Genomic DNA, 21,172 nt, shown 5'->3' on the forward strand with positions numbered 1-21,172 from the left:
GTCCCCGCCCCAGTCTCGCGGATCTTGGTACGAGAGCGCCCGCCCCACGGGCCGCCTCGCACCAAGATCCGCAGAGGCCGACGGAGGCTCGTGGTCAGCGGCTGGAGGTGGTTTCCCGCAGCCAGGGCAGGCTGAACCGCTCGACGAGCACCAGGGCGCCGTAGAGCAGGATGCTGACCAGCGCGATCAGGATGATCGCCGCCCAGGCCGTGGCGGTGTCACCGATGCCGGCGTACTGCTGGATGACGTAGCCGAGACCGCCCTCGCCGGCCTGGAACTCGCCGATCACCGCGCCGATCGCGGCCAACGGCATGGCGACCTTGAGCCCCACGAAGATCTGCGGCAACGCGGCCGGGAAGCGGACCTTGCGGAACGCCTGCCAACGCGAGGCGTTGTACGAGCGCACCAGCTCGGCCAACTCGGCCGGGGTGGTGGTCAGGCCGGTCGCGGTGGACAACACGATGGGGAAGAAGCAGAGCAGGAACACCATCGTCAGGATCGGCTTCTGCCCCCAGCCCAGCGCCACCACCAGCAGCGGGCCGAGGGTGATCTTCGGCACCGCGTTGACGGCCACCAGCAGCGGGGTGAACATCCGCTCCACAGTGCGGGAGGCGGCCAGCGCCAGGCCGATCAGCACGCCGGCCACGGCGGAGAGGGCGAAGCCGAGCAGGATCTCGCCGGTGGTGTCGGCGGTGTGCTCCAGCAGCCGCTGCGGCCGTTCGGCGAACGCCGCGAGCACGTCGCCGGGGGGCGGCAGGGCGGCCGGGTGGATCAGCTCGAGCCGGGCGACCAGCCACCAGATACCGAACGCGATCAGCAGGCCGGCGGCGGGCAGCAACGCCGCGACGGCGGCGAGTCGCAGGTCACCCAGCCGCAGCCGCCGGCCGCGCGGTACGGCCGCGGCCGGTTCGGGTGCGGTCACCGCCTCCGGCTGCCGTGGGCGGACGTCGGTCATCGGATCCTCCTGCGGTTCTGGCGGGTCTGGTACGGGAAGCGGGGTACGCCGTACCGGCTGTCCGGTGCGGCGTACCCCGTGGTGAGAGTGGATCGACCTCAGGCCTTCGGCGCGAGGTTGAAGTCGATGACCTGGTCGGGGGTGAGGTCCGACTTGAGGGCACCGGCACCGCGCAGGATCGCGATGCTCTTGGCGACCCGGCCGCTGTCCAGCGTGCCCAGGGCGGTGCCGGAGTTGCTGGAGCGGACGTAGCCGGCCATCAGCTGCAGCTCGGCGGCGGCCGCGGCCTCGTTCACCGCCTCGGCGTTCTTGGCCAGGATCCCGGCCGCCTCCTCCGGGTTCGCCAGGGCGTACTCCAGGCCCTTGAGCAGCGCCTCGGTGAACCGCTTGACCTGCTCCGGCTTCTCACCGGCGTACTGCTTGGAGGTGATCAGCACGTTGCCGTAGAGGTCCTGCATCACGTTGCTGTACGGCAGCAGGACAGCCTTCTTCTTGGTCACCGCCTCGATCGTGGGCTGGCCGACGACGAACTGACCGATGCCGTCCACCGAGCCCGAGGCGAGGGTGCCCATCAGGGTCTGCGCCTCGCCGTTGACCCAGGTCACCTTCTCGTAGTCGATGCCGGCCATCCGCGCGTACGTCGGGAAGAGGTTCCGCACGACGGAGCCGGGGGTGTCGGCGAGCTTCTTGCCCTCCAGGTCCTTGGGGGTGTTGATCCCCGTGCCCTCGACGGTGGCGATGGCGGCCATGGTGCGCTGCTGGATCGCGGCCACCGCCACGAAGTCCTTGGCCTCGCCGTTGCCGAGCTGGAGCAGCCCACCGGTCAGGTCGATCGGGCCGAACTGGGCCTGGCCGCCGACGATCGTCTGGATCACGGCGTTGGTGCCCTGACCCGGCTTGATCTCGACCTCGAAGCCGGCGTCCTTGAAGTAGCCCTTCTCCTTCGCCACCCAGGCGTACGCGTCACGCCCGAAGTTTCCGAACGACGTGAGGTACGTCACCTGCTCCAGGGACGAACCCACACCGTTGTCGGCGTCGTCGTCGGAACCGCTGCTGCACGCGGCGACGAGGGCGAGGGCGGTGGCCATCGTGGCCGCGGCGACCGTTCGGGTCAGCCTTCTCATCAGTGCACCTTGTCCTTTCCAACCGGGGCGTCGGGCCGCCGGGAGGGGATTGTCAGGCGGCACCGGCAGCCGGGACGGAAGCCGACACCGCGTATCGAGGGGACTCTTCGCGGGCACAGCGTACGAGAACCCCACCTTTGGGTCGCCAGGCGTATCGGGTTGCGGAACGGAAACAAAGTGATGTCCACCCCGGACGGTGCGATAGAGGGCGGAGCCGGATAACCTTTGACGGATTCCTGACTTCCCACTCAGTGGAGGCCCGCCGCAGATGATCCGGCTGTCCGGGGTGTCCCGCGTCTTCGACGGCCGCTCCGGTCGGGTCGAGGCGCTGCGCGGCATCGACCTCGACGTGGGCGACGGCGAGTTCGTCGCGGTGCTCGGCCGCTCCGGCTGCGGCAAGTCCACCCTGTTGCGGCTGATCGCCGGCCTGATCCCGGTCAGCGGCGGCGAGATCACCGTGGCCGGCACCCCGGTCACCGGCCCGCGCCAGGACATCGCCATGCTCTTCCAGCGCCCGGCGTTGCTGCCGTGGCGCACGGTGCTGGACAACGTCCTGCTCCCGGTGGAGATCTTCGGCTGGAAGCGCGCCGACCATCGGGACCGGGCGCGCGAACTGCTCGAGGTCGCCGGGCTGGCCGGGTTCGAGAAGCGACTGCCGCACGAACTCTCCGGCGGCATGCAGCAGCGCGTCTCGCTGTGCCGCTCGTTGATCGGTGACCCCCGGGTGATGCTGATGGACGAGCCGTTCTCCGCCCTCGACGCCCTCACCCGCGAGGAACTCTCCGGCGAACTGCAACGGGTGCACATGCGCAGCCGGGCGACGATCGTCTTCGTCACCCACTCCATCGACGAGGCCGTGCTGCTCGCCGACCGGGTGGTCGTGCTCAGCCCGCGCCCCGGCCGGGTACGCAAGATCGTCGAAGTGGCCATCCCCCGGCCCCGCACCCTCGGCCGCAACGCCCACCTGGCGGAGGTCGCCCAGGTCAGCGCCGACCTGCACGAGCTGCTGATGGAACGGGACCAGCCGGCGGGCGTCGGCCCGGAAGGACGATGAGCGTGCGGGTGACGGTCTTCACGGAGCCGCACCGTGGCGCCGACTACGACGACCAGCTCCGGTTCGCCCGGCTGGCCGAGGACGGTGGCTTCGAGGCGTTCTTCCGCGCCGACCACTACCAGGCGATGGGCGACGACCCGGCGCTGCCCGGCCCGACCGACGCCTGGCTGACGCTGGCCGCGCTCGCCCGGGAGACCAGCCGGATCCGGCTGGGCACGCTGGTCACCTCGGCGACCTTCCGGCTACCCGGCCCGCTGGCGGTGATGGTGGCCCAGGTCGACCAGATGAGCGGCGGCCGGGTCGAGTTGGGCATCGGCGCCGGCTGGTACGCCCGTGAGCACCTCTCGTACGGCATCCCGTTCCCCGGCACCACCGAGCGCTTCGACCGGCTCGCCGAGCAGCTCGAAGTGATCACCGGACTGTGGGGCACCCCGTCGGGCGAGACCTTCAGCTTCACCGGCCAGCACTACCGGCTCACCGAGGCGCCCGCCCTGCCCAAGCCGGTGCAGACGCCCGGACCGCCGGTCATCGTCGGCGGGCGCGGCCCCAAGCGCACCCCGGAACTGGCCGCCCGGTACGCCGACGAGTTCAACGTCCCGTTCACCGGCGTCACGCAGACGGCCGAGGCGTACGAGCGGGTCCGGGAGGCGGGCGACCGGGTCGACCGCGCCGGGACCGGACGGCCACCGCTGGTGCTCTCCGCCGGCATCGTGGTGGCCATCGGGCGTACCGACGCCGAGGCCCGGCGGCGGGCCGCGCCGCTGCACGCCAAGAGCGCACTGCCGCCCGAGGATCCGGTGGTCGGTTCACCCGAGCAGTTGGTCGACCGGATCGGCGAGTTCGCCGCGATCGGCACCGAACGGGTGCACCTTCGCCTGATCGACTTCGAAGACCTGGACCATCTGGAGCTCATCGCCGCCGAGGTGCTCCCGCGACTGGACGGAGTCCGCTGATGTCGACGCCACCCGAGACCGGCCCGCCCCTCGGACCGGTGGGTCAGGAGATCGTCTACGAGAACGACCGGGTCCGGGTCTGGCACATCCGGCTGGAGCCGGGCGAGTACCAGCCGCTGCACCGGCACGACCACCCCTATCTGGTGGTGGCCGTGCAGGGCGCGAAGAACGTGATCCAGACCGTCGACGGCGTCAAGATCGACGCGGACGAGCCGACCGGTGGGGTGGTCTACCGCGATCCGGGCGCCGTGCACATGCTCACCAACGTCGGGGACACGACATACCTCGCCCGGCTGGTCGAGCTCAAGTAGACACGCCCCGAGCAGCTGTTACGTCATGTCACGGCGCGCCGGTGGCGATCGGTGGCGACGGACCGTAACGTGCCGAACATGGCCCATCGGAGCTTGAGCCGCCTACTACTCACGGCGTTCGGCGTCAGCCTGCTGGCCGGGGCCGGTCAGCTCGGCCTCGCGTTCGGCTTCGGCATCGTCCGGCTGACCGGCGAGTTCAGCGGTGCCACCGTCAACCAGTGGCCGGCCCAGCTCGTCTGGGCCGGCTGGTTCGCGGCGAACGCCGCCGTCGTCGGTGCCGTACTCACCGAGCGACTGGCGCGACCCGACGCCGAACTCACCGGCACCGGCCGGCAACTGGCGGTGGCCGGCAGCGCCGCCCTCGGTGCCACGGTCGTGGCGCCGTTGTGCATGCAACCGGCCCGCAGCGCCGAACTCATCTCGGTCGACCCGGTCTGGGCCGTGGCCATCTGCGCCGTCCTCGGCGCGGTGGTCGGCGCCGGAGCCGCCGTGGCCGTACTGGTCCGGCCGCCGTTGGCCTGGAACATGGCCGCCGTGGCGGGTGCGGCGTGGCTGATCGCGCTGCTGTCGGTGATTCCGTCGCTGGGTGCCAGCGGACCGTTGACCCCGGTACGCCTCGGTGTCCTGGAGCCGGCCTGGCTCGCCGCCGGCGCCACCCAGCAACTCGCGCTGCTGATCCTGCCGCTGGTGGCGCTGCTGGCCGGCGCGGTGACCGGCACGATGTCCCGGTGGCGCGGGCACCCGGCGCTGGTCAGCGGCGCGAGCGGGGTGGTCGGCCCGGTGCTGGTGGCGTTCGCCTACCTGACCGCCGGGCCGGGCGACGCGGCCGACCGTTACCAGCTCTCGCCCTACTACGGCGCCCTGATCGCGGTCGCCGTCGGCGCGCTCGGTTCGACCGCCGCGACGTTCCTGCCCTGGGCGCCCGGCGCCGCCGGCGGCTCGCGGCCCATCGAGCCGACCGCCATCCTCAAGCCGCTGCCCGCGGTACCCACGTCGCGCCCGCCGGCCGGCCGCCCGGCCGACCAGCCGCGCACCCCGGCCCCCACGCCACCGCACTGGCACTGGCCGGACGACAGCAGTCCCCGCCCGTCCGCCGGTGCCGGCCCGGCTGCGACCGGGATCGTGGCCGCGGCACCGCCCCTGGCGGAGACCGTCTCGACGGGCGTCGGCCACGCGTCGGATGCCGGCTCCGGACCCGCCCGCAACCCGGCACCCGACGACAGCCCGGGATCCGACGACCGTCCGGCCGGGGACGACAGCCCGGGATCCGACGACCGTCCGGCCGGGGACGACAGCCCGGCAGCGGATGCCGCACCCGAAGCGGTAACGGCCCACGCCGACGACGCACCCACGATCGACGGCTTGATCGACGCGGCCGCGACGACGGACGAGGACCGGAAAGCGTCCACGGCGGGTGCCCCGGAGGTCGCCGCGCCGGTCGACCCGGCGCCGGTGGGTGACGGCAGCGACCCGGCGCCGGTGGGTGACGGCAGCGACCCGGCGCCGGTGGGTGACGGCAGCGACCCGGCGCCGGTGGGTGACGGCAGCGACCTGCCGACGGTGGTACGACGCCCGCAGCGCCCGGCCGACTCGGCGCCCCAGCCGGCCCGGTCCGGTGGGCAGCCGACCGGCCCGACGCCCCAGTCCGCGCCGACAGCCGAGCCGACACCGGCGGCTACCTCCTCCGGCGCCGCACCCGCGCCCCGGCGGACCCGCCGGCCCCGGGCGAACGAGGGCACGCCGGTTCCGGCGGCTCCCCCAGAACAGGCCCGCGGCACGGGCACGCCGCGCACCACCGGCGCCGCCGCCGACCTCCCGGCCGACGGCTCCCTCCCCGCCGACGGCAGCAGCGCCCCCGTTCCGGCCGACGACGCCACCGGAGTGGCCCCGGAGGCCCGCACCGGTCTCGCCACCGGTCCGGACGTGCACTCCGGTCCGGCCACCGGGCCGGGTGTCGACGCCGTGCCGGTCCCGCATACCGGCGCCGAGCACGCCACGCAACTCCAGGTCGACGCCGCGACACCGGAACCTCGCCCGGCCAGCGACGAGGACGAGCCCACCACGGCGGTACGGCCCGAGCCGGCACCACGGCCCCGACACCGGCTGATGCTGCCCGACCTCAAGCCGGGCACCCCGTGGAACGCCTTCGCCGTCGCCCGCCCGGCCGATTCCCCGCCGACCGGTGACCTGGCCGCCTCGGCCACGCCGGGTACCGGCGTCGCCGTGCCGCGAGCCGAACTCGCCGGTCCGGACACGTCCGATCCCGCTGACCCGACGGCCACCGGCGGGCCAGCCTCCGACGGCAGCCGCGCTTCCGACGGCGCCGACCCGAGCGGCCCCGCGACGACGACCTCGGTCGAGCAGCCGGCAGCCCCGGCGGCCACACCGACCGGACCGACCGGACCGACCGGACCGACCACGCCGACCGGACCGACCACAATGACCACGCCGACCGGGCCGGATCCGGCGGCGGCGGCACGTGAGGTGTCGGCCGCCTTCGCCGTCACCCCGGTGGTCTCGACCGATCCGGCCAGCACCGCCCGTGACCTCTCCGCGGCCTTCACCAAGCCGCCCGCCGTGGCCCGCCCCGAGGACGTCCAGCCCAGCGGTGACCGGGACAGGGGTCGGCGCGGCCTGTTCCGCCGGAACTGGTCGCGCTCCGGCGACCCGGCCACCGCTGACGACGAACCGCTGCCGGCGCAGGACGAGGAGTACGTCGACTGGGTGGCCGGGCTGGGCCGGTCCGAGGACGACGAGGAGCCGGCGCCGAAGAAGCCCCGGCGCTCGCTGCGCTCGACCGGCCGGCATCACCGGGACTGACCCCTCGCCCCGCCCGTCCGGACCGGCCCCGGCCGGTCAGGCCAGCGGCAGGTAGACCCGTCCGCCGGCGGCGAGGAACTCGTCGGACTTGTCCTGCATGCCGCGGGCCGCGTACTCCTTGAGATCCTGGGTGATCTTCATGGAGCAGAACTTCGGCCCGCACATCGAACAGAAGTGCGCGGTCTTCGCCGGCTCGGCGGGCAGCGTGGCGTCGTGGTACGACCGCGCGGTCTCCGGGTCCAGCGAGAGGTTGAACTGGTCCTCCCAGCGGAACTCGAACCGCGCCTTGGAGAGCGCGTCGTCCCACGCCTGCGCGCCCGGGTGCCCCTTGGCCAGGTCCGCCGCGTGCGCGGCGATCTTGTACGCGATCACACCCGCCTTCACGTCGTCCCGGTCCGGCAGCCCGAGGTGCTCCTTCGGGGTGACGTAGCAGAGCATCGCGGTGCCGAACATGCCGATCATCGCGGCGCCGATCGCGGAGGTGATGTGGTCGTACGCGGGGGCGATGTCGGTAGTCAGCGGGCCGAGCGTGTAGAACGGCGCCTCGTGGCACCACTCCTGCTGGAGGTCCACGTTCTCCTTGATCTTGTGCATCGGTACGTGACCCGGGCCCTCGATCATCACCTGCACGTCGTACTCCCAGGCGATCCGGGTCAACTCCCCCAGCGTGCGCAGCTCGGCGAACTGCGCCTCGTCGTTGGCGTCCGCGATCGAGCCGGGCCGCAGCCCGTCGCCGAGGGAGAACGTCACGTCGTAGCGGGCCAGGATCTCGCACAGCTCCCGGAAGTTGGTGTAGAGGAAGTTCTCCTCGTGGTGCGCCAGGCACCAGGCCGCCATGATCGAACCACCCCGGGACACGATGCCGGTGACCCGGTCGACCGCCAGCGGCACGTACGGCAGCAGCACCCCGGCGTGCACCGTCATGTAGTCGACGCCCTGCTCGGCCTGCTCGATGACGGTGTCCCGGAACACCTCCCAGCTCAGCTTCACCGGGTCGCCACCGACGGACTCCAACGCCTGGTAGATCGGCACCGTACCGATCGGCACCGGGGAGTTGCGCACGATCGCCTCGCGGGTCTCGTGGATGCGCTTGCCGGTGGAGAGGTCCATCACGGTGTCCGCGCCCCACCGGGTGGCCCAGGTCAACTTCTCCACCTCCTCGGCCACCGACGAACTCACCGCCGAGGTACCGATGTTGGCGTTGACCTTCACCAGGAACGCCTTGCCGATGATCGCCGGCTCGCACTCCGGGTGGTTGATGTTCAGCGGCAGCACCGCCCGACCCGCCGCGATCTCGTCCCGCACGAACTCGGGCGCCATCCCCTCCCGGATCGCCACGAACTCCATCTCCGGGGTGACGATCCCGGCCCGCGCGTACGCGAGCTGCGTCGGCCGCCTGCCGTCCGCCCCGGCCAGCGGGGTGCCCGGACCGCGCACCGGAGCCACGTCGCCCCGCTCGGCGATCCACGCTCCGCGCAGCGGCGCCAGACCGACCTGCGGGTCGGAGCCCGGACCGGAGGTGTCGTAGAGCCGCACCGGCGGGTTGTCCCCGGTCAGCTCCACCTCCGCGAACGGCACCCGGATCTCCGGCCGCGAACCCTCGACGTACACCTTGCGCCGTACCTGCATGACAACCTCCCTGCTCAGCCGGACCAACCGAAGTGGTCCAGGGGGCCGCGTCCCGCGCCCAACTCCCAGTCCCGCGCGCCGGTCAGCGCCCGGGTGACGTACTCCTTCGCGGCGGTGACCGCCACCGGCACCGGGTCGCCCAGCGCCAGTCGCACGGCGATGGCCGCCGAGAACGAACAACCGGTGCCGTGGCTGTGCCGGGTCGGCACCCGGGGTGCGCGCAGCAGCGTCGTCCCGTCCGGGCCGTGCAGTACGTCCACCGCCTCGTCCCCGGCGTCCACGTCGCCGCCGGTCACGATCACCCACTCCGGACCGCCGGACGCCAGGGCCCGGGCGGCCGTCGTCATCTCCGCCACGTTGGTCACCGGGGCGCCGGTGAGCGCCGCGGCCTCCGCGCTGTTCGGGGTCGCCACCCGGCCGTACGGCAGCAGCCGCTCCACCGCCGCCACCACACCGAGGCGGTGTCCGCTGGTGGCGACCAGCACCGGGTCGACCACGAGTTGCGGCAGCCGGCCCGCCACCGCCGCCTCGGCGATCGCCTCCGCCACGGCCGGCGTGCCGAGCATCCCGGTCTTGACCGCGCGCACCGTGAAGTCGGACAGCACACTGTCGAGCTGCTCGGTGACGGTCTGCGGGGGCAGCGGCAGTACGGCGTCCACGCCACGGGTGTTCTGCGCGGTTACCGCGGTCAGCACGCTGGTGCCGTACGCGCCGAGCGCGGCGAAGACCTTCAGGTCGGCCTGGATGCCGGCGCCACCGCCGGAATCCGAGCCGGCGACGGTGAGCACGGTCGTGGGGGTCACGTCTCTCCCTCGGTGGTCGCGGTCAAGGGCCGCGGCTGCTGACGGATCGCCTGGTGGAAGGCGCCGGTCAGGGCGGCGGCGGCCGACTGTGGATCGGGAGCCCGCATGATCGCGCCGAGGACGGCGACCCCGACGGCACCCGCCTCGACACAGGCGCGTACCTGGGCCGGTGTCTCGATGCCACCGAGCGCCAGTGCCGGTACCGGGCTCAGCCGGATCAGCCTGGCCAGCCCCTCGGCGCGCAGGGGTGGGCCGTAGCCGGGCTTGGATCTGGTGGGCAGGACCGGGGAGAGGGTGACGTAGTCCTCGGTGGTCAGTCGGTTCAGTTCCGCCCGGTCGTGGCACGAACGGCCGACCAGGTCGACGGCCGGCGGCGGGTACGGGCCGGCGGCCGGCAGGTGCAGGGCCACCGGTGGTCGGCCCCCGGCCGGGGCGGGAGTGGGCAGCAGCGGGTCGGGACCGGCGACGATCAGGTTGCCGTCGACTCCGGCCAGGAGCGGCCGCAACTCGTCGGCGAGCGCCTGCCGTTCCGCGCGCGGCAGATCCTTCTCGCGCAGCACCACCCACCGCACGCCCCCGGCAACCGCCCTGGCCACGACGCCCACCAGACCGCCCCGCGCCACCCGCCGGTCGGTCAGCAGCACGACGCCGCCGGGGAGCCGGGTTCGCGACGGCCCCGCGCGGGGTGCCGCCGTAACAGGATCGGCGAGTTGGTGGGTCATAGGTCGGGTCGGCCTTCGTCGGGGGTGGAGGCGAGGGCGTGGAACCGGCGGGGGATGCGGCCCGCGGAGGCCGCGAGGCGGCCGGCGGTGACCGCGTGGCGCATCGCGGTGGCCATCGCCACCGGGTCCGCGGCCCGGGTGACCGCGCTGGCCAGCAGGACAGCGTCGCAGCCCAACTCCATCGCCAGCGCCGCGTCGGAGGCGGTACCGATCCCGGCGTCCAGGATCACCGGTACGCCGACGCTCTGCCGGATCAGCCGGATGTGGTGCGGGTTGGACACGCCGAGCCCGGACCCGATCGGCGATCCGGCCGGCATCACCGCGGCGCAGCCGACGTCGGCGAGGCGCCGAGCCAGGATCGGGTCGTCCGAGGTGTACGGCAGCACGGTGAACCCGTCGGCGACCAGTTCCTCGGCGGCACGCAGCAACTCCACCCCGTCGGGCAGCAGCGTGCGCTCGTCGCCGATCACCTCCAGTTTCACCCAGTCGGTGTCGAACGCGTCCCGGGCCAGGTGCGCCACCTTCACCGCCTCACCGGCGGTGTAGCAGCCGGCCGTGTTCGGCAGCAGGCGTACCCCGCACCGGTCGAGCAGGTCCAGCAGGCCGCCGGAGCCACCCGGTACGGCGTCCACCCGACGCAGCGCCAGGGTGACCAGCTCGGTGCCGGAGGCCCGGATCGCCTGTTCCAGTACGTGCAGGTTGGCCGCCCCACCGGTGCCGAGCACCAGCCGGGAGCCGAACCGCAGGCCGCCGAGTTCGAAGTCCGTCGTCGCGTCCACCGGGCTCAACCGCCCTGCGCGGCGCTGAGCACCTCGACCCGGTCGCCGCCGCGCAGCACGGTCGCCGGCCAGCCGGTACGCGGCACCACCTCACCGTTCACCGCCACCGCCACGCCCCGCTGTTGCGGCGTGACCTGACGGACCAGTTCGGCCACCGTGACTCCGTCCGGCACGTCCCGCCCGACCCCGTTCACCGTCAACTCCACCCTCGGCCTCCTCCCCTTCGACGTCGGATCTCTCAGGTGGTCCGGAACCGGTCCGCCCGGAAGGGCGCGAGCAGCGGCTCGGCGACGCCCGCCCCGGTGATCAGGTCGGCGACCAGATCCGCGGTGATCGGCGTGAGCACGATGCCGTGCCGGTGGTGGCCGGTGGCCGCCAGCACACCCGGCCGGCCGGGCAGCGGCCCGAGGATCGGGGCGTTGTCCGGCGTACCGGGGCGCAGCCCGGCGATCGTCTCCACCAGGTCGTACTCCGCCAGTTCGGGCAGCAGGTCGGTGGCGGCCCGCAGCAGTCGCAGCACCGCCGCGGCGGTGACCGTCCGGTCGGTGCGTTCCTCGACGGTGGCGCCGACCACCACCTCACCGTTCTCGCGCGGGACCAGGTAGACCTGCTCGCCGTCGGCGTACCCCCGGATGACGTGCCGGAAGCCCGGCGGGCCGCCGTCGGGCGTACGCAGCCGCAGCACCTGGCCCTTGACCGGGCGGACCGGCAGTCCGGTCAGGGCGGCGGCGCCGCAGCCGGCGGCCACGACGGTCGTCCCGGCCACCACGTCGGAGAGTCGCCGGACCGGTTCGGCCACCAACACCGCACCGGCCCGTTCGGCGGCGAGCCGCAGCGCCGGCACCAGCCGACGCGGGTCGACCTGGTGGTCGGTGGCGGCGAGCGCGCCACCGCGGACCCGGGGTGCCAGCGCCGGTTCGCGCTCGCGCAGCTGCGAGGGGCGCAGCGGCGTCACCGGCAGGCCGAGCCCCTGTTGGTACGCCCACAGTCGCCGCGCCTCGGCCAGGTCGTCGGCGGTGAGACCGACCATCAGGGTGCCCTCGGTCCGGTAGCCGATGTCGTGCCCGGTCGCCTCGGTCAGCTCGGCGGCGAACTCCGGCCACCGGCCGGCGGACTCGGTGAGCAGCCGGGTCAGTTCCCGTTCACCGAAGTACGCCTCGGCCACCGGCGCCAGCATCCCCGCGGCCACCCCGGAGGCGCCGGATCCCGGCGCCGGATCGTGCACGACGACCCGCAGTCCCCGGGCCGCGCACCGCCAGGCGACCGCCAACCCGATCGGCCCCCCGCCCACCACCGCCACCTCCGGTGCGAGGAACGGGTCCGCGCCTGCGGTAGCGGAAGGGTCCCCGCTCAACACGTCAGCTCCCGGATCAGCGCGGCGGCGGTGCGGGCCGGATCGTCGGCACCGGAGAGCGCGCCGACCACCGCCACCCCGTACGCCCCGGCGGCGCGCAGCGCCCGCACGTCCTCGCCGGTCACTCCCCCGATGGCGAGCACCGGTACCCCGACCACCTCGGCCACCGCCCGTACGCCCGCCGCGCCGATCGCCGGTGGCAGCCCGTCCTTGGTGCTGGTGGCGCGGTACGGGCCGACGCCCAGGTAGCTGGCGCCGGCGCTGACCGCCGCGGTGGCGGTAACCGGTTCCCGGGCGGTGGCGCCCAGCACGGCGGCCGGCCCGAGTACCCGCCGCGCGGCGGTCACCGGCAGATCGTCGGCGCCGACGTGGCCACCGTCCGCACCGACCGCCAGGGCCACGTGCAACCGGTCGTTGACCAGGCAGCTGACCTCGTACGGCCGGCACAGTTCGACCACCCGCCGGGCCAGGTCGTACGCCTGCCGGTCGGTCGCGCCGTCCTCGACCCGGACCTGGACGACGAGTTCGGCGTGGGCCACCGGCAGTACGGCGCCGAGCACGGCGAGCGGACGTCGCCCGGCTCGGGTGTCGGTGATCAGATGCAGTCGTCCCAGGGACGGCACGGCAACGCTCCTCCCTGCGCCGGCATTACCCGGATCAGGTTCGACGGTCGGGGGCTCACAGCCCCCCTCTCAGCCCGGTCGACCGGGCTCCCGTGGGTCACTTGGGTGTCACCGTACGGCAGATCCGCCGGGCTGCCAAGGTGCGGGTCCGTCGGCTGCGGGGCGCCGTCGGCGTGCCCGGAGGCGCCGGTCGATGCGGCGCGAGGCGTCGGATGGAAGGGCCGCGTCGTGTCGGGACCGGGGCGTGCCGGTGCCGGGGAGGTAACGAGGGAGCCTCTTCCGTCACCAGAGGCCGGGCGCTTTGCCCGCTCCGAAACAAAATGTCACCCGATGTTGCTGAAACGTTACCAATCGAGACCTTGCCATGAACCGATTTAGCGGAATTAATTTGTTCAACGAGTTGCCCTAATGCCGGACGGATGCCCTGGCAAGGTGTTCCGCCCGGTGCCACCTGGGACGGTACTTCGGCGAACCGGCCCCCGCGACCCCTGTCCAGTAAGGACAAAGGAGACCGGAGTGTCCCAAACACGCCGTGCCCGCGTACCCATCACCGCAACGCTTCTCAGCCTCGGCCTCGCCGCGACCGGCCTTGTCGGCGCACCCGCCGCACAGGCCGCGCCGAGCACCAAGAATGTCGCGCAGAACAGCACCGTCCCACAGGCCGCGCCCGCCGCGGCCCCGAACGACGCAGCCGACGACTTCTCGGTCCTGGTCTTCTCCAAGACCGCCGGTTTCCGGCACGACTCGATCCCGACCGGTATCGCCGCCATCCAGCAACTCGGCGCGACCAACGGATTCACCGTCGACACCACCGAGGACAGCGCCACCTTCACCGACGAGAACCTGGCCCGCTACCAGGCGGTGATCTGGCTCTCCACCACCGGTGACGTGCTCAACGCCGAGCAGCAGCAGGCGTTCGAGCGCTACGTCCAGGCCGGCGGCGGCTACGCCGGCATCCACGCCGCCTCCGACACCGAGTACGACTGGCCCTGGTACGGCGAGCTGGTGGGCGCCTACTTCGCCAGCCACCCGGCGAACCAGACGGCCACCGTCAAGGTGGAGGACCAGGCCCACGAGTCAACCGCCCACCTGCCGGAACGCTGGTCCCGGTACGACGAGTGGTACAACTACCGGACCAACCCGCGCGGCAAGGTGCACGTGCTGGCCACCCTCGACGAGCGCAGCTACAACGCGGGCGCCGGTGCGATGGGCCACGACCACCCGATCGCCTGGTGTCAGGACTACGACGGCGGCCGGGCCTGGTACACCGGCGGCGGGCACACCCGCGAGTCGTACGCCGAGCCGGAGTTCCTCCAGCACCTGCTGGGCGGCATCCGGACCGCCGCCGGGGTGAGCGGCGCGGACTGCCGTGCCTCGCTGACGTCGAGCTTCGAGAAGGTCACGCTGGACAGCAACACCAGCAACCCGATGGAGCTGGACATCGCTCCCGACGGTCGGGTCTTCTACATCGAGCGCGACGGCCGGGTCCAGATCATCAAGCCGGACACCGGCAACACGGTCACCGCCATCAACCTCGACGTCTTCACCGGCAACGAGGACGGCCTGATCGGCATCCGGCTCGACCCCGACTTCGCCACCAACAACTGGGTGTACCTCTACTACGCCCCGAACGACGGGATCGCGCGCAACCTGCTGTCCCGGTTCACGGTCACCGGTGACACGATCGACCGGGCCAGCGAGAAGCAGGTACTGCGGGTCGACACGCAGCGCAACACCTGCTGCCACGCGGGCGGGACGATGACCTTCGACTCCGCCGGCAACCTCTACCTGGCCACCGGCGACAACACCAACCCGTTCTCGTCCGACGCGTTCACCCCGATCGACGAGCGGCCGGGCCGCAAGGACTACGACGCGCAGGGCAGCTCCGGCAACACCAACGACCTGCGCGGCAAGGTGATCCGGATCCACCCGGAGGACGACGGGACGTACACCATCCCGGAGGGCAACCTGTTCCCGCCGGGCACCGACAAGACCCGCCCCGAGATCTACGCGATGGGCTTCCGGAACCCGTTCCGGATGGGTATCGACCCCGCCACGAACGTGCTCTACGTGGCCGACTACGGACCCGACGCCGGCTCGGCGAACCCGAACCGGGGGCCGGAGGGCCTGGTCGAGTGGAACATCGTCGACCAGCCCGGCAACTTCGGCTGGCCGTACTGCACCGGGCCGAACCGGGCGTACAACGACTACCAGTTCCCCTCCGGTCCGTCCGGCGCGAAGTTCGACTGCGCGAACCTGGTGAACGACTCGCCGAACAACACCGGCCTGACCAACCTGCCGCCGGCGATCCCGGCCACCGTCGACTACGGCTACGCCACCAACCCGCTCTTCCCGGAGATCGGCGGCGGTGGTGCGCCGATGGGTGGACCGGTCTACCGGTACGACGCCGACCTCGCCTCGGACCGCAAGTGGCCGGCGTACTTCGACGGCAAGGCGCTGTTCGGTGAGTGGAACCAGTCGCGGATGTACACCATGCAGGTCACCCAGGACGGCAAGTCCCTGGTGGACATCAACCGCCTGCTGGAGGGCATGACCTTCATCCGGCCGATGGACTTCGAGTTCGGCCCCGACGGCGCGATGTACCTGATCGAGTGGGGCAGCGGCTTCGGCGGCAACAACGACAACTCCGGGGTCTACCGGATCGACTACATCGCCGGTGACCGGGCTCCGATCGCGATGGCCAGCGCCGACCCGAACTCCGGTCCGGCACCGCTGACCGTCAACTTCTCCAGCGCCGGTTCCCGCGACCCCGACGGCGGAGCGCTCAGCTACGCCTGGACGTTCGGTGACGGCAACACCTCCGACGAGGCCAACCCCACCCACACGTACGCCTCGGCGGGCAACTTCAACGCCCAGCTCACCGTCACCAACCCCAAGGGCCGGACCGCGGTGGCCAACGTGCCGGTCACCGTCGGCAACACCGCGCCGACGGTCACCATCGAGTTCCCGCCGGACGGCGGCTTCTTCGACTGGGGTGACCAGGTCAGGTACACCATCAAGGTGACCGACCCGGAGGACGGCGAGATCGACTGCGCCGACGTGGAACTCCAGGTGCTCCTCGGCCACGACGAGCACGCGCACCCGCTGGAGCAGCACACCGGCTGCGAGGGTGTGGTGCAGACCCAGCTCGCCGCCGGGCACGGCGCCGAGGCCAACGTGTTCACCGTGCTGGAGGCGACCTACACCGACCGGGGTGGTGCCGGCGGCGCCGGTCCGCTCACCGGCCGGGCGCTGGAGATCCTGCAGCCGAAGCGCAAGCAGGCCGAGTACTACTCCAACACCGGCCGGGTGGCCGGCAGCACCGGCGGCGGCGACCCGGGCGTGGGCAAGGAAGCCACCGGGGACACCGCCGGTGGCGGTGACAACATCGGCTGGATCGAGGACGGCGACTGGTGGTCGGTCGAGCCAGCGAGCCTGAGCGGGATCGACGCGATCCGCTTCCGGGTCGCCTCGGCCACCTCCGGCGGTCGGCTCGAGGTCCGCGCCGGTGCCGCCGACGGTCCGCTGGTCACCTCGGTCGTCGTACCAGGCACCGGAGGCTGGCAGACGTACACCGACGTCACCGCGCAGGTGCCGGCGGACGCCGACTCGAACGGGAAGCTGTTCTTCGTGGCCCGCGACCCCGCGGGCGGCGCCGGCAGCCTGTTCAACGTCAACTGGATGGACTTCCTCGGCAAGGGTGTCACCGACAACGCACCCCCGGTGGTGACCGCGTCGGCCACCCCGACCACGGGCACCGCGCCGGTCACGGTCGCGTTCTCCGGCACGGCCACCGACGTCGAGGACGACACCCCCTTCACGTACGCGTGGGACTTCGGTGACGGCAACACCGCCGACACCCTGAACGCCACCCACACGTACAACGTCCCGGGCACGTTCACCGCCACCCTGACGGTGACCGACAGCCGGGGCGCGCGGGCGTACGCCACCGTCCAGGTGAAGGTCGAGGCGGCGAACACCTCCTGCTTCGGAGCGCGTTCGGACGACTTCGGCGGCACCTCACTGGACCGTGACCGGTGGACGAACGTGGTCCGGGAGAACCAGCTGTACTCGGTCTCCGGGGGCGCGCTGCGCCTGCCCACCTCCGTGGGTGACCTGTACGGCGGTCGCAACGACGCGACCAACCTGGTGTTGCAGGCCGCGCCCTCCGGGGCCTGGCAGGCCACCACGAAGTTGACCGTCCCGGTGACGGCCGACTACCAGCAGGCCGGCCTGATCATCTACGGCGACGACGACAACTACGCCAAGGTGGGCCTGCTCTACGGCGGCAGCCGGAGGGTGGAGTTCATCCGGGAGACCGCGGGCAGCCCCCGCAACGAGGGGGCCGACAGCACCGCCGCCCCCGCCGGTGACACCATCCACCTGCGGCTGATCAGCGACGGGACGAACCTGACCGCGGCGTACTCGGCCGACGGGCAGACCTTCACCCCGGTCGGCCGCTCGGCCGCGCTCGCCGGCATCACCAACCCGCAGGTCGGTCTCTTCGCGCTCAACGGCGGCACCAGCGCGCCGGTGGTGGACGCGGCCTTCGACTGGTTCCAGTTCACGCCGGACAGCCCGGCCGGACCGGTCGAGCCGTCGGACGAGTTCACCGGCGACACGCTGGACAAGTGCCGCTGGGACGCGATCGTCCGGGAGGACCCGGCCGGTTACCGGGTCAACGGCGGGTCGTTGCGGATCGACGTGCCGAACGGCGACATCTACGGCACCAACAACACCGGACCGACCAACTTCATCCTGCAGACCGCGCCGGAGGGCGACTGGACCCTGGAGACGAAGGTCGACGGCAGCCTGCTGAACGAGCAGTACCAGCAGGCAGGTCTGCTGGTGTACGCCGACGACGACAACTACCTGAAGTTCGACTACATCGTGGACAACCAGACCGGCCAGCCGGTGACGCGGCGGATCGAGTTCCGCAGCGAGGTCGGCGGTACGGTACAGAACCCGCAGCCCGAGGCGACGAACCTGACCGGGTCGGTGTGGCACCTGCGGCTGGCCCGCAGCGGCAACACCTACACCGCCTCGTACTCGGCCGACGGCACCACCTGGACGGCTCTGCCGGAGCTGACCAGCACGGCCGTCGGTGCGACCCCGAAGGTGGGTCTGTTCACCCTGGGGGCCAACCAGACCGCCTCGAAGGCGGCGTCGTTCGACTACTTCCGGCTCTCCGCCGGTGAGCCGGCCGACGACGTCCCGCCGGTCACCACCGCGGAGATCTCCGGCACGCCGGTCGAGGGCTGGCACACCGGGCCGGTGACGGTCACGCTGTCCGCCACCGACGCCGAGGGTGGTAGCGGGGTGGCCCGCACCGAGTACCAGCTCGACGACGCCACCGGTTGGACCACCTACACCGAGCCGGTGCAGGTGGCCGGGGACGGCGAACACGAGCTGCGGTTCCGGTCCGTCGACGAGGCCGGCAACGTGGAGGAGACCCGGGCGACCACCGTCAAGATCGACGCCACCGCACCGGTCAGCACCGCGGCGTTCGCCCCGGCGAACGACGAGGGCTGGCACGACGGCGCCATCCCGGTGGTGCTCACCTCGACCGACGCCGGTTCCGGGGTGAAGCTGCTGGAGTGGGCGCTGGACGGCGGCGGGTGGACTCCGTACACCGAGCCGATCGAGATCAGCGGTGACGGTACGCACGAACTGCTGTACCGGGCCGCCGACCACGCGGGCAACGCCGAGACGCTGAAGTCCGCGGTGGTGCGGATCGACGGCACGAAGCCGACCCTGCTGGTCTCCGGCCTCGCCGACGGCCAGCTCTACGGCGACAGCCAGGACGTTCGGGTGTCCTGGCAGGCGGTCGACCCGACCTCGGGCATCGCCACCGTGGTCGGCACGCTCAACGGCCAGGCGTACGCCAGCGGCACGCTCCAGGCGATGTACGAGCTGCCGTTGGGTCTGCACGAGCTGACCGTGACCGCGACCGACAAGGCGGGCAACGCCACCACCACCAACGTCCGGTTCTTCGTCACCACCTCGTTCCGGGACATGCAGAACCTGCTGGACCGGTTCAGGGCGACCGGGCGACTGTCGAACAAGTCGTACGACCAGCTGTCCAAGCAGCTGGAGAAGGTCCGCAAGGAGGAGGCGAAGGGCAAGGACGACAAGGCGATCAAGGAGCTGGTCAAGTTCCGCGACCTCGCCAACGACACCAAGCTGGGCATCGAGACGGAGATCCGGGACGTGTTGGTCCGGGACGCCGACGCGATGATCGTCCGGCTCGGTGGTACGGCCAGCAAGGCGGGCGTACGGGCCAACGACGGCAAGGCCGTCGCCGGCGCCGGCCGACTCGGCGACGACCCCACCCGGCTCGCTCCGGGCCGTCGCCTGTGATTCCGGGGGCCCCGTCCGGCATCGGCCGGGCGGGGCCCCGCTCAGCACTTCGAGGAGGCCCCTGTGACGGGTACCCGGAAGGCGATCGCCGCCGTGTTCACCGGACTGCTCCTGGCGGTCCTCGCCACGACTCCGGCCGCAGCGCACGGCGACAAACTCAAGTTGACGGTGGCCGGTGACGGCGCCGACGGGGTGACCATCCAGGCCAGCTACGCCGACGGGCACCACCTCGACAAGCCGGTCCGGTTGGTGCTCACCGCCACCGGGTCGGAAGGGCGGACGGTCGGCCCGGTGCAGCTGGAACCGGCCACCGAGGGACAGGGTTTCTACACCACCGGCCCGATCCTCTCGCCCGGCGAGTGGAAGGTACGGGTGACCGCACCGGCACCACACACCGGCGCGGCGACCGCGCAGGTGCAGGCCCGGGTGGCGCAGACTCCGGCGGTGGCCCCGGTCGCGGACACCCGGGACGCGGACTCGGCGTCGACCGAGAACTCCGGCGGCGCCGCGCCCGGTTGGTGGTTGGCGGTCGCGGTCGGTGTCGCCGTGCTCGTCGTGGTGGCGCTCACCGCCCCGCTGCTGGGTCGGCGGCGCAGCCGGCCGTAACCGGCAGTCGACGCAACGGCCCGGCCCACGTGGCCGGGCCGTTGCGCGTCCACCAGCCGGTCCGCGCCGACCTGGTAAACGCTAGCGGTCGAGGACCGCGCGCAGCGCCTTGAGGTCGGTGGCGGTGGGCTGCCAGGCGCCGGCGGCGGCGTTGGCGCGTACCTGCTCGGGCGTGGTGGCCCCGGCGATGACCGAGGTGACGGCCGGCTGGGCGGCCAGCCCGCCGATCGCCGCGTGCAGCACCGACACACCCCGCTCGTCGGCGTACGCCTCGATGGCCTCGATGGTGTCCCAGTCGGCGGCGGCGAGGCGCTGGGCGTACCGGCCGCCACCGGCGAGCCGGCTACCGGCGGGCGGGGCTTCGGCACGCTTGTACTTGCCGGTGAGCAGCCCGTTGGCCAACGGGAAGAACGGCAGCATGCCGAGCCCGAAGCGCTCGCAGGCGGGCAGCACCTCGATCTCGGCGTCCCGGTTGAGCAGGCTGTAGTGGTTCTGCGCACTGACGAACCGGGTCAGCCCCCGGGTCTTCGCCGTCCAGTCGGCGTCGGCGATCTGCCAGCCGGCGAAGTTGGAGTTGCCCAGATACCGCACCTTGCCGGCGCGGACCAGGTCGTCCAGGGCGGCCAGCGTCTCGTCGATCGGGGTGCCCGGGTCCGGCTCGTGGAACTGGTACAGGTCGATGTAGTCGGTGTCCAGCCGGCGCAGCGACGCCTCCACCGCCCGGATCACGTACCGCCGGGAACCGCGTACCCCGAAGTCCCGCCCGTTGTCGCCGCCCATCGACATGCCGAACTTCGTCGCCACCACCACGTCGTCCCGGCGGCCCTTGAGGGCCGCGCCGAGCTGTGCCTCCGACGCACCGTGCGGCTCACCATAGATGTCGGCGGTGTCGAAGAAGTTGATCCCGACGTCGAGGGCCGCGTCGACCACCGCGCGGGTGCCGTCGAGGTCGAGCTTGCGGCCGAAGTTGTTGCAGCCGATCCCCACCACGGACACCACGAGCCCGGAGTCGCCCAGCCGGCGATAGGTCATCTCAGTCACGAGATCAACCATATGTCGCCCGCCGGGCGCCCGGACCG

At 72.4% G+C, this 21,172-nt stretch carries 16 protein-coding genes and 1 riboswitch; of the genes, 6 read left to right on the forward strand and 10 right to left on the reverse strand.

Annotation, left to right across the window (positions count from 1 at the left end):
• Positions 1 to 94: 94 nt before the first annotated feature.
• Positions 95 to 955, reverse strand: coding sequence for an ABC transporter permease (locus D2L64_RS11940; protein ID WP_119575383.1), 861 nt, complete (start codon positions 953 to 955; stop codon positions 95 to 97).
• Positions 956 to 1,053: 98 nt separating this feature from the next.
• On the reverse strand, positions 1,054 to 2,079 hold the full coding sequence (locus D2L64_RS11945) for an ABC transporter substrate-binding protein (RefSeq protein ID WP_119575385.1): 1,026 nt from the start codon (positions 2,077 to 2,079) through the stop codon (positions 1,054 to 1,056).
• A gap of 268 nt (positions 2,080 to 2,347) precedes the next feature.
• Between D2L64_RS11945 and D2L64_RS11950 the strand changes: the two genes are divergently transcribed.
• The 4 genes from D2L64_RS11950 to D2L64_RS27550 all read left to right on the forward strand — a co-directional run bounded on the left by D2L64_RS11950 (position 2,348) and on the right by D2L64_RS27550 (position 7,217).
• Positions 2,348 to 3,133 carry an ABC transporter ATP-binding protein gene (locus D2L64_RS11950; protein WP_119575387.1) on the forward strand — a complete coding sequence of 262 codons (786 nt, stop codon included), beginning with the start codon at positions 2,348 to 2,350 and terminating at the stop codon, positions 3,131 to 3,133.
• Positions 3,134 to 3,135: 2 nt separating this feature from the next.
• Entirely contained in the window at positions 3,136 to 4,086 is a 951-nt protein-coding gene (locus D2L64_RS11955; RefSeq protein WP_119575389.1) for an LLM class F420-dependent oxidoreductase, read from the forward strand.
• Positions 4,086 to 4,397 (forward strand): cupin domain-containing protein, encoded by a 312-nt coding sequence (locus D2L64_RS11960; RefSeq protein ID WP_119575391.1) that lies wholly within the window; start codon positions 4,086 to 4,088, stop codon positions 4,395 to 4,397. Before D2L64_RS11955 ends, D2L64_RS11960 begins: the two co-directional genes overlap by 1 nt.
• 78 nt (positions 4,398 to 4,475) lie before the next feature.
• Positions 4,476 to 7,217 (forward strand): hypothetical protein, encoded by a 2,742-nt coding sequence (locus tag D2L64_RS27550; protein WP_199714509.1) that lies wholly within the window; start codon positions 4,476 to 4,478, stop codon positions 7,215 to 7,217.
• 36 nt (positions 7,218 to 7,253) lie between these two features.
• Here D2L64_RS27550 and thiC read toward each other — a convergent pair whose 3' ends face one another.
• The 7 genes from thiC to thiE form a co-directional block, all read right to left on the reverse strand.
• Complete coding sequence (gene thiC, locus D2L64_RS11970; protein ID WP_119575393.1) at positions 7,254 to 8,846, reverse strand: phosphomethylpyrimidine synthase ThiC; 1,593 nt, start codon at positions 8,844 to 8,846, stop codon at positions 7,254 to 7,256.
• A 14-nt stretch (positions 8,847 to 8,860) separates the two neighbouring features.
• Positions 8,861 to 9,649 carry a bifunctional hydroxymethylpyrimidine kinase/phosphomethylpyrimidine kinase gene (gene thiD / locus D2L64_RS11975; protein ID WP_119575395.1) on the reverse strand — a complete coding sequence of 263 codons (789 nt, stop codon included), beginning with the start codon at positions 9,647 to 9,649 and terminating at the stop codon, positions 8,861 to 8,863.
• Positions 9,646 to 10,293 carry a thiamine phosphate synthase gene (locus D2L64_RS11980; RefSeq protein WP_233558918.1) on the reverse strand — a complete coding sequence of 216 codons (648 nt, stop codon included), beginning with the start codon at positions 10,291 to 10,293 and terminating at the stop codon, positions 9,646 to 9,648. Before D2L64_RS11980 ends, thiD begins: the two co-directional genes overlap by 4 nt.
• 74 nt (positions 10,294 to 10,367) lie before the next feature.
• Positions 10,368 to 11,150, reverse strand: a complete 783-nt coding sequence (locus D2L64_RS11985; RefSeq protein ID WP_119575399.1) for a thiazole synthase — start codon at positions 11,148 to 11,150, stop codon at positions 10,368 to 10,370.
• A 5-nt stretch (positions 11,151 to 11,155) separates the two neighbouring features.
• Positions 11,156 to 11,356, reverse strand: coding sequence for a sulfur carrier protein ThiS (gene thiS / locus D2L64_RS11990; protein ID WP_119575401.1), 201 nt, complete (start codon positions 11,354 to 11,356; stop codon positions 11,156 to 11,158).
• Positions 11,357 to 11,388: 32 nt separating this feature from the next.
• Complete coding sequence (thiO, locus tag D2L64_RS11995) at positions 11,389 to 12,507, reverse strand: glycine oxidase ThiO (RefSeq protein WP_119575403.1); 1,119 nt, start codon at positions 12,505 to 12,507, stop codon at positions 11,389 to 11,391.
• Positions 12,501 to 13,127, reverse strand: a complete 627-nt coding sequence (gene thiE, locus D2L64_RS12000) for a thiamine phosphate synthase (RefSeq protein ID WP_119575405.1) — start codon at positions 13,125 to 13,127, stop codon at positions 12,501 to 12,503. Before thiE ends, thiO begins: the two co-directional genes overlap by 7 nt.
• Positions 13,122 to 13,231, reverse strand: a riboswitch (TPP riboswitch). It overlaps the preceding gene by 6 nt.
• 412 nt (positions 13,232 to 13,643) lie before the next feature.
• Here thiE and D2L64_RS12005 point away from each other — a divergent pair.
• Complete coding sequence (locus D2L64_RS12005) at positions 13,644 to 19,487, forward strand: ThuA domain-containing protein (RefSeq protein ID WP_119575407.1); 5,844 nt, start codon at positions 13,644 to 13,646, stop codon at positions 19,485 to 19,487.
• A gap of 63 nt (positions 19,488 to 19,550) precedes the next feature.
• Positions 19,551 to 20,093: a hypothetical protein gene (locus D2L64_RS12010; RefSeq protein ID WP_119575409.1), complete on the forward strand. Its 543-nt coding sequence runs from the start codon at positions 19,551 to 19,553 to the stop codon at positions 20,091 to 20,093.
• Positions 20,094 to 20,174: 81 nt separating this feature from the next.
• On the opposite strand, the gene D2L64_RS12015 is transcribed toward D2L64_RS12010, so the two are convergent.
• On the reverse strand, positions 20,175 to 21,125 hold the full coding sequence (locus D2L64_RS12015; RefSeq protein WP_119575411.1) for an aldo/keto reductase: 951 nt from the start codon (positions 21,123 to 21,125) through the stop codon (positions 20,175 to 20,177).
• Positions 21,126 to 21,172 lie beyond the last annotated feature (47 nt).

It is taken from the genome of Micromonospora radicis, from assembly GCF_003583405.1.
Lineage (GTDB): Bacteria > Actinomycetota > Actinomycetes > Mycobacteriales > Micromonosporaceae > Micromonospora > Micromonospora radicis.

Bases quoted from the DNA above. Each gene is read 5' to 3' on its own strand.
- D2L64_RS11945 (WP_119575385.1), bottom strand. From the start codon at position 2,079: ATGAGAAGGCTGACCCGAACGGTCGCCGCGGCCACGATGGCCACCGCC.
- D2L64_RS11960 (WP_119575391.1), top strand. From the start codon at position 4,086: ATGTCGACGCCACCCGAGACCGGCCCGCCCCTCGGACCGGTGGGTCAG.
- D2L64_RS27550 (WP_199714509.1), top strand. From the start codon at position 4,476: ATGGCCCATCGGAGCTTGAGCCGCCTACTACTCACGGCGTTCGGCGTC.
- thiC (WP_119575393.1), bottom strand. From the start codon at position 8,846: ATGCAGGTACGGCGCAAGGTGTACGTCGAGGGTTCGCGGCCGGAGATC.
- D2L64_RS12015 (WP_119575411.1), bottom strand. From the start codon at position 21,125: ATGACCTATCGCCGGCTGGGCGACTCCGGGCTCGTGGTGTCCGTGGTG.
- D2L64_RS11940 (WP_119575383.1), bottom strand. From the start codon at position 955: ATGACCGACGTCCGCCCACGGCAGCCGGAGGCGGTGACCGCACCCGAA.
- D2L64_RS11950 (WP_119575387.1), top strand. From the start codon at position 2,348: ATGATCCGGCTGTCCGGGGTGTCCCGCGTCTTCGACGGCCGCTCCGGT.